The sequence below is a fragment of the Methylobacterium oryzisoli genome (assembly GCF_046557895.1).
Taxonomy (GTDB): domain Bacteria; phylum Pseudomonadota; class Alphaproteobacteria; order Rhizobiales; family Beijerinckiaceae; genus Methylobacterium; species Methylobacterium oryzisoli.
The window spans coordinates 1-11577 of sequence record NZ_JBKIBX010000075.1 but is presented as its reverse complement, the minus strand read 5'-3'; the positions used below and the strand labels follow the sequence as shown (position 1 = coordinate 11577).

Genomic DNA, 11577 nt, shown 5'->3' with positions numbered 1-11577 from the left:
CCCCCCCCCCCCCCCCCCCCCCCCCCCCCCGCCTCCGATCAGCGGGACGGGCCGCCGGCCGTGCCGCCGAGATTCGGTGCCATGCGGCTCGGGTTGGCGGCGTTGCTGCCCTTGGCGGAATCGAAGTCGGACGCGGCCTCGGTGGGCGGCAGCGGCGGGCCCGGCACGACCGGGACCACCACCGTGCCGGTGGTCTCGGGCACGACCACCACGGGCGCGCCGGGGGCCGCCGGAACCGTCTCCACCACCACCTGCGCCAGGGCCGGAGTCGCGAAGGCCATCGCGGCCACCAGGGCCACGCTCATCGCACGCATCGAATCTCTCCCGTTCTTCGCCAGATATCTCGCCCGCCGCATCCGGCTCGTCCCGTACGGTGGGGGAGGATGCGGCGGCGATCCAGGCGGGGAGAACTTTCGGGAAGACGGCTGGTTCCGCTGCGGCACCGCGGAGGCGGCCGGCCGCGCGCCGGCCGCCCTCGCGGGTCAGGCGACGTCGAGGCCGCCGGTCTTCAGGAACTCCTCCAGCCAGTGGATGTCGTAGAGCCCGTTCTGCACATCCGGGTTGCGCACCAGCGTGCGGAAGAGCGGCAGCGTCGTGTCGACTCCGTCGACCACGAACTCGTCCAGCGCCCGGCGCAGGCGCATCAGGCACTCGTTGCGGGTGCGGCCGTGCACGATCAGCTTGCCCAGCAGCGAGTCGTAGTGCGGCGGGATGCGGTAGCCCTGGAAGGCGGCGGAATCGACCCGCACGCCCAGGCCCCCCGGCGGATGGAAATAGGTGATCGTGCCCGGCGAGGGCCGGAAGGTCGCCGGGTGCTCCGCGTTGATGCGGCACTCGATGGCGTGGCCCTCGACCCGCACGTCCTCCTGGCGCAGCGACAGGGGCGCGCCCGCCGCCACCCGGATCTGCTCGTTCACGAGGTCGATCCCGGTGATCATCTCGGTGACGGGGTGCTCCACCTGAATCCGGGTGTTCATCTCGATGAAGTAGAACTGCCCGTCCTCGTACAGGAACTCGACCGTGCCGGCGCCCGTGTAGCCGAGCTCCTGCATGGCCCGGGCGCAGACCCCGCCGATCTGCTCGCGCATCTCCGGGTTGAGGGCGGGCGAGGGGCCTTCCTCCCAGACCTTCTGGTGGCGGCGCTGGAGCGAGCAGTCGCGCTCGGCGAGGTGGATCGCCCCGCCACGCCCGTCGCCGAGCACCTGCACCTCGATGTGGCGGGGCTTTTCCAGGTATTTTTCGATGTAGACCGCGTCGTCCCCGAAGGCGGCCTTGGCCTCGATGCGGGCGGTGGCGAGCGCGGTGTCGAGGTCCTCCTCGCTGCGGGCGACCTTCATGCCGCGCCCGCCGCCGCCCGAGGCCGCCTTGATCAGCACCGGATAGCCGATCTCGGCCGCGACGCGCCGCGCCTCGTCCGGGTCGGCGACGCCGCCCTCGGAGCCGGGCACGCAGGGGATGCCGAGGCGCTTGGCGGTGCGCTTGGCCTCGATCTTGTCGCCCATCACCCGGATGTGCTCGGCCTTGGGGCCGATGAAGGCGATGCCGTGATGGCCCAGCACCTCGGCGAAGCGCGCGTTCTCCGACAGGAAGCCGTAGCCCGGATGCACCGCGTCCGCGCCGGTGATCTCGCAGGCGGCGATGATCTGCGGGATGTTGAGGTAGCTGTCACGGGCCGGCGGCGGCCCGATGCAGACGCTCTCGTCGGCGAGCCGCACGTGCATCGCGTCGGCGTCCGCGGTGGAATGGACCGCCACCGTGGCGATGCCGAGCTCCTTGGCGGCGCGCAGGATGCGCAGGGCGATCTCGCCCCGGTTCGCGATCAGGATCTTGTCGAACATGGGCGCGCCGTCACTCGATCAGCAGGAGAGGCTCGCCGAACTCCACCGGCTGGCCGTCCTCGATGAAGATCGCCGTGACGGTGCCGGCGCGCGGCGCCACGATGTCGTTGAAGGTCTTCATCGCCTCGACGAGGAGGAGACGCGCCCCGCTCTCGATGCGCGCGCCCACCTCCACGAAGGGCTTGGCGTCCGGGGAAGGGCGCCGGTAGGCGGTGCCGACCATCGGCGAGAGGACCGCGCCCGGATGGGCCGCGAGCGCCTTGGAATCGGCCTCGGCCGCGGCCACCGGGACGGCGGCGGCGGGCAGGGGCGGCGCGGCGGGCGCGGGTGCCGCCACCGGCACGTGGACGGTCGCCGCCGTCACGGTGCGGGCCACGCGGATGCGCAGATCGCCCTTCTCGACCTCGATCTCGGTCAGGTCGGTCTCGGCGATCAGGGTCGCGAGCTGGCGCACCAGGTCGGGATCGAACGGATCGTGCTTGGACATGCGGTCGGCAATCAGGAGAGAGGGGTGGCGGGGGAGCGTCCCCCGAGGAGGTGCAGGAGGGCGTCGAAGCCGAGGAGGTAGCTCATCGGTCCGAAGCCGCAAATGACGCCCGCGCAGACCGGGGCGAGGAAGGAATGGTGCCGGAAGTCCTCGCGGGCATGCACGTTCGAGAGGTGGATCTCGACCGCGATGGCGCCCGCGCCCGCGATCGCGTCGCGCAGGGCGACCGAGGTGTGGGTGTAGGCGCCCGCGTTGAGGAGGAGGCCGGCTCCGGCGAGCCCGGCCTCCTGCACCCATCCGACGAGCTCGCCCTCGTGGTTCGACTGGCGCGCGGTGAGCGCGACGCCGGCCGCGGCGGCCCGTTCACCGAGCCTGCGCTCGATGTCGGCGAGCGTGGCGGTGCCGTAGATCCCGGGCTCGCGCCGGCCGAGCAGGTTGAGATTCGGACCGTTGAGGACGTGGATCGCGATCATGGCACAGGGCTGGCGCCGAGGGGCGCGCGGGACGTGCGCGCACTTGAGACGTGCGCGCTCTTACCGGATGGGCCGGGCGGCGGATAGGGGCGGGAGCCGCTAGCAGGTGGCGTGCCCGCACTGGCGCACGCCCGCGATGGTCTTGCGGATCGGCTCCGCGCCGACCGCGCCCGGGATGATCTCGTCGCCGATGATGAAGGCGGGCGTGCCCGAGAGGCCGAGCTTGTCGCCGAGGCTCACGTTCTCCTGCAGCGCTGCCTGGACGTCGGGGGATTGCATGTCCTTCTGCAGGCGCGCCACGTCGAGGCCCATCTCGCGGGCCACCGCGAAGGCCCGCTCGGCGTTCACCTTGCCGCGGGTCTCGATCAGCCTGACGTGGTACTCGAACAGCCGCTCGCCCTTGAGCTGCTGCTTGGCCGCCAGCGCGACCTTGCTCGCCTCGACCGAATCCGGTCCGAGCACCGGAAAATCCTTGAGCACGATGCGCAGCTTGGGGTCGCCCTTGACCAGCGTCTGCAGGTCGGACAGCGCCCGCTTGCAGTAGCCGCAATTGTAATCGAAGAACTCGACCAGCGTGACGTCGCCGTTCGGGTTGCCGGCGACGAAGCCGTGCGGCGAGTTGTGCAGGGTGTCGCGGGTCTCCTTGAGGGCGCTCGCCTGCGCCTGGCGCTGCGAGTCCTGCTGGCGCTTCTCCAGCTCGGCCATCGCCTCCTGCAGCACTTCGGGGTTCTTGAGCAGGTACTCGCGGACCACGCCCTCGATGGCTTGGCGCTGGGCCTCCGTCATGGGGGCGGGGCCGGGAGCCTGGGCGGGGGTCGCCGGGGCCTGGGCCTGCGTCGGAGCGGCGAGAGCCACGAGGCCCGTCAGGGCGAGGGCGGGCAGGAGGCGGGGCAGGGGCAACATCGGCGTCCTCGTGGCGGGTCGGCCGGCACTGCGGCGCGGCCGGCGTGTCGTGACGCGGTGGTTAGGCGGATTTTCGGCACAGGGTCAAATCACGCTCGCGTCGGTCCGGACGGCCCACGTTGCGGCGGGCGGCCGTTCCGTCCTATGGCCGGGGCTCCCGCGGATGCTCCCCCGAAGGTCCCCGACGCATGCGGCCCGACCCTTCAGACGCCTCGATCTCCCGCCGCGCCGCGCGCGTCGCGCCCTTCCTCGCCATGGACGTGCTCGCGGCCGCGGCCGTGAAGGAGCGGCGGGGCGAGACGGTGGTGCACATGGAGGTGGGCCAGCCCTCGGCGCCTGCCCCGCGGGCGGCGCTGGCGGCCGCGCAGGCGGCGCTGGCGGGCGGGCGCATCCCCTACACGGAGGCGCTCGGCATCGCCCCCTTGCGCGAGCGGATCGCCCGCCACTGCGCCGAGGCCTACGGGGTGACGGTGGCGCCCGAGCGGGTCGTGGTGACGACGGGCTCCTCGGCGGGTTTCGTGCTGGCCTTCCTGGCGCTGTTCGACGCGGGCGCGCGGGTCGCCATCGCGGAGCCGGGCTACCCGGCCTACCGCAGCATCTTGCAGGCCCTCGACCTCGAACCCGTGCCGCTGCGGCTCTCGGCCGGGGACGGCTTCGTGCCGACCGCCGCCCTGGTGCGGGCGGCGCATGCCGCGCGCCCGCTGGCGGGGCTGCTGGTCATGAGCCCGGCCAACCCCTCCGGCACGATGATCGATCCCGTCGGCCTCGCCGAACTCGGCCGCACCTGCCGGGCGCTGAACCTCGCCTTCGTGTCGGACGAGATCTACCACGGCCTCACCTACGGCGTGCCGGCCGCGACCGCGCTCCGGAGCGACCCCGACGCGGTGATCATCAATTCCTTCTCGAAGTACTACTGCATGACCGGCTGGCGGATCGGCTGGATGGTGGTGCCGGAGAGGCTGGTGCGGCCGATCGAGCGGCTGGCGCAGAACCTCTACATCTCGGCGCCCTACCTGTCGCAGGTGGCGGCGCTGGCCGCCTTCGACGCCGCGGAGGAGCTGGAGGCGGTCAAGGCCGATTACGCGCGCGCCCGGGCGCTCCTGCTGAACGAACTCCCGGGGCTGGGCCTGGGCGACGTCCATCCGGCGGATGGCGCCTTCTACCTCTACGCGGACGTGGCGCGGCTGACGAACGACGCTGCCGATTTCTGCCGCCGGATGCTGGCGGAGGCGGGCGTCGCGGCGACGCCCGGCCTCGACTTCGACCCCGTGGAGGGCGCCCACCACCTGCGCCTGTCCTTCGCGGGCGGCGAGGCGGCGGCCGCCGAGGCGGTGCGCCGCCTGCGCGGCTGGCTCGGGTGAAAACCCGCCCGGCCCGGCGCCCTCCCGGGAGAGCGCGCCGCGCTCAGAGCCTGGGCAACCTCTCGCAGATCGTCTTGATCGCGGTCTCGAAGGCCTGGAAGGCGGGCGTGGCGCGGTTCCAGTCGTGGGCGGCCACACCCTCCACCACCAGCGCCGCCTGCCGGGCCGCCTCACCGTAGGCCGCCAGCACGGCGTCGAGGCCGGCGCCCGCGAAGGCCGGGTCGGCCTTCAGGGCCGCGCACTGGGCCGGCAGGTCGAAGGCCGTGAAGGCGGCCTCCTCGCGTTTGGCCGGGCGCAGGCCCGTCAGCACCTGGGCGAGGCGGCGCTTCCAGGCGGCGAGGTCGGCCGGCAGGCGCACGAGGCCGTATCCGGTGATCGCCCGGTCCGTCCCGCCGTCGAAGGACTCGCAGGCCGCGGTCTCGGCGCGGGCGAGCTGGGCCATCAGGCCGTCGATCTCGTTGCGGGTCTTCTGGGTCTTGTCGGCGACCTGCTGCACGCCCGCGGAGATCTCCTGGGTGGCCGATTGCTGCTGGCCGAGCACGTCGACGAGGGCGCGGATGCCCTCGGCCGAGCCGGCTACCGCCTGACCCTCGTCGCGGATGCGGGCGCCGACGCGGGCGACCGCGCCGGTGCCGGTCGCCACCGCCTGCCGGCTCTCCGCCACCGCCCCCTGGATCGCCGCGAGTTCCTGGAGGAGGGCGCCGAGGCGGGTCCGGATCTGGTCGGTGGCCCGGGCGGTCTGGCCGGAGAGCTGCTTGACCTCGGCGGCGACCACCGCGAAGCCGCGGCCCGCCTCGCCCGCGCGCGCCGCCTCGATGGTGGCGTTGAGCGCGAGCAGGTTGGTCTGACTGGAGATCGCCTCGATGGCGCCCGCGATCTCTTGGATCTGCTGGGCGGCGCTCTCGAACCCGCGCAGGCGCTCCTCCATCTGGACGGCGCCGGCCTCGATCACCTCCATGGTGCGCGTGGCCTCCTGCATGTCGCTGGCGCAGCCCGCGATGCCGGTGCGGGCGCGGTCCGCGAGGTCGGCGCTCGCCTGGGACCGGCTCCACAGCTCGCGGGTCGAGGCCGCCACCTCCTCCACCGCCGCCGCCATGGTGCGGGTCTGCCCGGCGACCTCGGAGGCGTCGTGGGTCATCCAGACCAGGATGGTGCCGGCCTCGGAGGCCTCCGCGGCCACGTGAGCGGCGACCCCGAGATCGGCCGCCGCCGCCTTCTGCCCCTGGGCCACGAGGCGGGCGAGGGCGGCGCCGACCCGGCCGTCGAGGGCCGCCGCGGCACCGGGCGTCCCGGCGCGATCGAGGAGATCCGCGATCCGCGCCTCCACCGCCTCACGGGGCTCCTCCACCACGACGGCTTGCGGACGGGGGGCGCGAAGGGATCGAAACATGGCCGGTGCACTCACGAGAACATGGCGCTCAAAGTGGCCACGAACATTTGAGTTTCCGTTACCTTGCCCCTGACAAAGGAAGCCTTTCCCATACGTCAGAGATCTGACCGAGAGAAGCGGACCGTTCGACGATGCGATCAGAGTAAACACCGGCCTGCGGGGGAGCGAGCACCGGCCGGCCGGTCATAGAATCCATGCCGCAGGAGCGAACCCCCGGGTCTCGGCCGGGCCATAACGGTTACACCGGGGTGACGTCCTCGATCGGCTGGGCCCGGAATACGACGCGGCCGGCCCCGAGGGGCCGGCCGCGGATCGCGTGTCATGGCACATCCGGTTGATCGCCCGGCGATCGCGACGCGATGGGGATGCCGGCTTCGCGCGAGCGGGCCGGCCGCGCCGGCGTCCGAACGAAGTCCGGCGATCGGATCAGTGTCCGCTGATGGCCGCCTTCGTGCGCGACCACCAGCCCGCCCGCTTGGGACGGTCCGGGTCCGGGGGCGTCAGCACCACCGCGACCGGCTCGGGCTCCGGCTGAGGCGGGGCAGGCTCCTGAACGGACAGCTCCTGAGCCGCCGGCCCGGCCGGCGGGGGCACCGGGTCCTCGATCGCCGCGGCGGTCTCGGCCGCGCGGTCGAGGGCCGAGAGGTCCGCGACCCCGGCGGGCGGAGCCGCCGACGCGACGGCCTCGGGGGCCGGGCCCGCGATCTCGCCGACCGCCACGATCTCCTCGGCCAGCGCGTCCGGCGCGAGGGTGCCACCCGCAGGTCCGGCCTCGGCCGTCTCGGCCTCGCCGACCACGACCTCGTCGCCGATGCTGCCGGCGAACTCCTCATGACGCTCATCCTGGCGCTCGTCTTGGCGTTCGTCCTGGCGCTCCCGGCCGCGACCGCCGCGGCGGCCCCGCCGCCGGCGCCGGCCGCCGGCCTCGTCACCCTGCGCCTCGCCGTCCTCGGTGATCGGGATCGAGACCGGGCCGGCGGCCTCGGCAACCTCCGGGGCGTCGGCGCCGGTCTCGGTCCCCTCGGCGCCAGCCTCGGGCCCCTCGGCGGCCTCGTCGCCCTCGGCGTGGCTCTGCGGCCCGTCGCCGCGACCGCCCCGGCGCCGCCGGCGCCGACGGCGGCGCCGGCCGCCGTTCTCGTCGTCGGATTCCGTCTCGGCGGCGCCGGCTTCCACCGTCTCCTCGCCGGCCTCGGCCTCCTCGATCGTCTCCTCGTCCTCCTCCTCGTCCTCCAGCGGCGGGGGCTGCACCGCCTCCGCCCGGATGCTGGTGACGGGGCGCGGCTCGACGCGCTGGGCGGGATCGCCCCGGTCGAGGTGGAACACCGAGGTGGCGGCGAGCCGCTCGTCGGCCGAGATCGTGATCGAGACGCCGAACCGGGTCTCGAGATCGCGCAGGTGCACGCGCTTCTGGTTGAGGATGTAGAGCGCCACTTCCGTGCGGGTGCGCAGGATCAGGTTGTGGCTGCTCGACTTGATCAGCGCCTCCTCGATCGCCCGCAGGATCAGCAGCGCCACCGAGGCGGTGGCCCGCACGAAGCCCGAGCCGCCGCAATGGGCGCACGGGACGGAGGAGGATTCGAGCACCCCGGTGCGGATGCGCTGGCGCGACATCTCGAGGAGGCCGAAGGGCGAGATGCGCCCGACCTGGATGCGCGCCCGGTCGTCCTTGAGGCACTCGTTCAGCTTGCGCTCGACCGCCCGGTTGTTGCGCTTCTCCTCCATGTCGATGAAGTCGATGACGATCAGGCCCGCGAGGTCGCGCAGGCGCAGCTGGCGCGCCACCTCCTCGGCGGCCTCCAGGTTCGTCTTGAGGGCGGTGTCCTCGATGTCGTGCTCGCGGGTGGCCCGCCCCGAGTTCACGTCGATGGAGACGAGGGCCTCGGTCGGGTTGATGACGAGGTAGCCGCCCGAGCGCAGGGAGACGTGGTTGGAGAACATCGCGTCGAGCTGCTGCTCCACGCCGAAGCGGGCGAAGAGCGGAGCCGGGTCGCGGTAGGGCTTCACGACCTTGGTCTGGCTCGGCATCAGCATCCGCATGAAGTCCTTGGCCTCGCGGTAGGCGTCCTCGCCCGCGACCAGAACCTCGTCGATGTCCTTGTTGTAGAGGTCGCGGATCGCCCGCTTGATCAGCGAGCCCTCCTCGTAGACCAGGGCGGGGGCCGAGGAGGTGAGCGTCAGCTCGCGCACGCTCTCCCACAGCCGCATCAGGTACTCGAAATCGCGCTTGATCTCCGGCTTGGTGCGCGAGGCGCCGGCCGTGCGGAGGATGACGCCCATCCCCTCGGGCACTTCGAGGTCGGTGGCGATCTCCTTCAGGCGCTTGCGGTCGGCCGCGCTGGTGATCTTGCGCGAGATGCCGCCGCCCCGGCCGGTGTTGGGCATCAGCACGGAGTAGCGGCCGGCGAGCGACAGGTAGGTGGTGAGCGCCGCGCCCTTGGTGCCGCGCTCCTCCTTGACCACCTGCACCAGGATGACCTGGCGGCGCTTGATCACCTCTTGGATCTTGTAGTGGCGGCGGGGGGCGCGGTGCCGCTCCGGAATCTCGGCGAGCGCGTCGCCGCGGCCGCCGACCTGCTCGACGACCGGCTCCTCGTCCTCGGACTCGTCCGCGTCGTCCTCGTCCTCGTCGTCCTCGTCGTCGTCCTCGTCGGAGCCGTCCTCGGACCGGGTCTCGTCATCCTCATCGGACTCGTCCGACTCATCCTCGGCCTCATCCTCGGACCGGGCCTCGTCGTCCGCAGCATCCTCGTCCGTGGCGGGCGACGCCTGCGCGGCGGCCTCCGGCGCGTCGGTTTCGGCGGCGACGGTCTCGGCCCCGGCCGGGAGGGGGGCCGCGCCGTCGGGCGCATCCGGGCCGGCGGCCTCGCCCGTCCCGACGGTCTCGACCGGCATCGCCGCGGCCGACGCCTCTGCGGCCGGCTCCTCGGCGACCGGAGCCTCTTCGGCCGGCGCCGCGGGGGCGGCCTCCTGCGGGTCCGCGTCGTCATTGGCGGCGGCCTCGGTCCGGGCCTCCTCGGCCTCGGGCGCGGCCGGCAGCGGCGCGGTCACGCCCTCGCCGGCGGCCTCGACGGGGTTCTCGCCCTCGTCGGATTCCAGCCCCTCGGCGGGGGCGCTCACGACCGGATCGGGCTTGGCCGCGGCCGCCTCGGCGCGCCGCCCGCGCCGGCGCCGGCGCCGGTTCTGCCCCTCGTCGGAGCTGCGCTCGGGGCGCTCGGCCTGCTCGCGCTCGGCGCGGGCATCCTCCTCCAGGAGGGCGAGCCGGTCGGCGATCGGGATCTGGTAATAGTCGGGATGGATCTCGCTGAAGGCGAGGAAGCCGTGCCGGTTGCCGCCGTACTCGACGAAGGCGGCCTGGAGCGACGGTTCGACCCGCGTGACCTTGGCGAGGTAGATGTTGCCGCGCAGCTGGCGGCGGCTAGCGGATTCGAAATCGAACTCCTCGACCTTCGATCCCTTGACCGTCACCACCCGGGTCTCTTCCGGGTGGGCGGCATCGATGAGCATCTTGTTGGCCATGACGAACTTTCGACATGGCGAGTGACGGCAGCATAGCTCGACCGAGCCGGCCGGGCGGTGACGCCGGCCTCCGGGAGGCTCTCAGGTGCCGAAGCCGGGAGGCCGCGGCGGTTGATCTCGCGCTGGGTTTGCCGTCAATCGCCGCTGCGCGCGATCGTGCGCGCGAGGGGTTGACCACGGCCGGGGGCAGGGGGCGCGGACAGGCGCGACGCCGGATGCGTGCGCTGGGACCGGCAGCGACGGAGACCGAAGCTGTGCGTCCGCGCATTCTCCCACCGACCTCTCGAAACGACGGGCCGGCAGGCTGGCGCCGGCCGGCGATAGAACGGGGCGACGACGCGCTTGAGAAGCGCCGCCGCTGGCGAAAAACGACACCTGCCCGGCTCGGAGAAGCCGACCGTCTGGCGGTGAGCCGGCGACGGGCCTTGAGCGCCCGGACCCTCGACGGGAGCGGGCAGGCCCGCGGGCCGCGACGGAATCCGGCGGCGACGGGCGGGGGTCGATACCATTACAGAGTGCCGGGCCGAATTGGCAAGCAGGATCGACACGGTTGCCCGGCACGATCCTGCCGCGCCGCGCGAGGCCCCGCGCGGTACGGGCCCAAGATCGGCACGGGCCCCAAGATCAACCGGACCGATCGACCCGGTCCTTCCGGCCCGGCCCCAAGTTCGACACAGGGGCGGGCGCGATGCGCGGACGGTACGGCGAGGATTCGGCCGTGCCGCCGCCCACCTTCCCGCCGTCTCGACAGCGCCGGACGCCCCGCCCCGGCCTTGTTCAAGGCGGCGAGGCCCGCCCTCGACTGGGGCGAGACCTGCCGTTCACGCCGCAGGCCGGGCCCGGAGACCATCGGACTTCCAGTTTTGCTGTGCACATACGACGATTTTCATTGACGCGCCGCGCCGGACATTACACTCCTGTGCCATCTGAAGCACAGGGACACATAGATGAGCGAGCCTGAAGCATCCGCCGCCGACCTCAGCGGTCTCACCAGCGATATCGTGTCGGCCTACGTTTCGAAGAACAACGTGCCGCCCGGGGAGCTGCCCGCGCTCATCCGCAGCGTCTACGAGGTTCTCAACAACATCGGGAAGCCGGCCGCCCCCACCGCTGAGGAAGCGCCCCGGCTGACCCCGGCGCAGGTCCGCAAGTCGATCACGCCCGATCAGCTCATCAGTTTCGTGGACGGCAAGCCCTACAAGTCCCTGAAGCGCCACCTCACGAAGCACGGCCTGTCGCCGGAGGAATACCGGACCAAGTTCGGCCTGCCGCGGGATTACCCGATGGTGGCCGAGAGCTACGCCAAGCAGCGCTCGGAACTCGCCAAGAGCCTCGGCCTCGGCCAGATCCGGCGCGACCGGGCCGCCAAGGCGCAATCTCCGGCGCAGGCCCCCGCCGTGGAGGCGCCGCCCGTCGAGGCCCCGGCCGAGAAGGCCAGCGCCTCCGGGAAATCGGCCCGGCGCGGGCGCGGCGCCAAGGCCGCCGAGAAGGCGGCGGCGGAATAGCTCCCGCGGCGGCATAGAGCATTTTCCGACGAAGTGGATACCGGTTCGTCGCAGAAAAAGCGGCAAATCAAAGGCTTAGAGCGCCGCCCGATTGCAACGCGATC

Annotated in this window: 9 protein-coding genes; 2 read left to right on the top strand and 7 right to left on the bottom strand. The window is 72.8% G+C overall.

Annotation, left to right across the window (positions count from 1 at the left end):
- Window positions 1-38: 38 nt before the first annotated feature.
- The 5 genes from ACKUB9_RS32965 to ACKUB9_RS32945 form a co-directional block, all read right to left on the bottom strand.
- Window positions 39-314: a hypothetical protein gene (locus tag ACKUB9_RS32965; protein WP_407529065.1), complete on the bottom strand. Its 276-nt coding sequence runs from the start codon at window positions 312-314 to the stop codon at window positions 39-41.
- Between the two features lie 168 nt (window positions 315-482).
- Window positions 483-1838: an acetyl-CoA carboxylase biotin carboxylase subunit gene (gene accC, locus ACKUB9_RS32960; protein WP_407529066.1), complete on the bottom strand. Its 1356-nt coding sequence runs from the start codon at window positions 1836-1838 to the stop codon at window positions 483-485.
- 10 nt (window positions 1839-1848) lie between these two features.
- The gene (accB, locus tag ACKUB9_RS32955) at window positions 1849-2325 is read right to left on the bottom strand and encodes an acetyl-CoA carboxylase biotin carboxyl carrier protein (protein ID WP_407529067.1); all 477 of its coding nucleotides are present in this window, start codon (window positions 2323-2325) and stop codon (window positions 1849-1851) included.
- A gap of 11 nt (window positions 2326-2336) precedes the next feature.
- Window positions 2337-2798, bottom strand: coding sequence for a type II 3-dehydroquinate dehydratase (aroQ, locus tag ACKUB9_RS32950; RefSeq protein WP_407529068.1), 462 nt, complete (start codon window positions 2796-2798; stop codon window positions 2337-2339).
- 99 nt (window positions 2799-2897) lie between these two features.
- On the bottom strand, window positions 2898-3701 hold the full coding sequence (locus ACKUB9_RS32945; RefSeq protein WP_407529069.1) for a DsbA family protein: 804 nt from the start codon (window positions 3699-3701) through the stop codon (window positions 2898-2900).
- A gap of 188 nt (window positions 3702-3889) precedes the next feature.
- On the opposite strand from ACKUB9_RS32945, the gene ACKUB9_RS32940 reads away from it, so the two are divergent.
- The gene (locus ACKUB9_RS32940; protein ID WP_407529070.1) at window positions 3890-5062 is read left to right on the top strand and encodes a pyridoxal phosphate-dependent aminotransferase; all 1173 of its coding nucleotides are present in this window, start codon (window positions 3890-3892) and stop codon (window positions 5060-5062) included.
- A gap of 43 nt (window positions 5063-5105) precedes the next feature.
- On the opposite strand, the gene ACKUB9_RS32935 is transcribed toward ACKUB9_RS32940, so the two are convergent.
- Window positions 5106-6452, bottom strand: a complete 1347-nt coding sequence (locus ACKUB9_RS32935) for a methyl-accepting chemotaxis protein (protein WP_407529071.1) — start codon at window positions 6450-6452, stop codon at window positions 5106-5108.
- Between the two features lie 426 nt (window positions 6453-6878).
- On the bottom strand, window positions 6879-9968 hold the full coding sequence (locus ACKUB9_RS32930; protein ID WP_407529072.1) for an Rne/Rng family ribonuclease: 3090 nt from the start codon (window positions 9966-9968) through the stop codon (window positions 6879-6881).
- A 947-nt stretch (window positions 9969-10915) separates the two neighbouring features.
- Here ACKUB9_RS32930 and ACKUB9_RS32925 point away from each other — a divergent pair.
- Entirely contained in the window at window positions 10916-11473 is a 558-nt protein-coding gene (locus ACKUB9_RS32925; RefSeq protein ID WP_407529073.1) for a Ros/MucR family transcriptional regulator, read from the top strand.
- The last annotated feature ends 104 nt before the right edge of the window (window positions 11474-11577 follow it).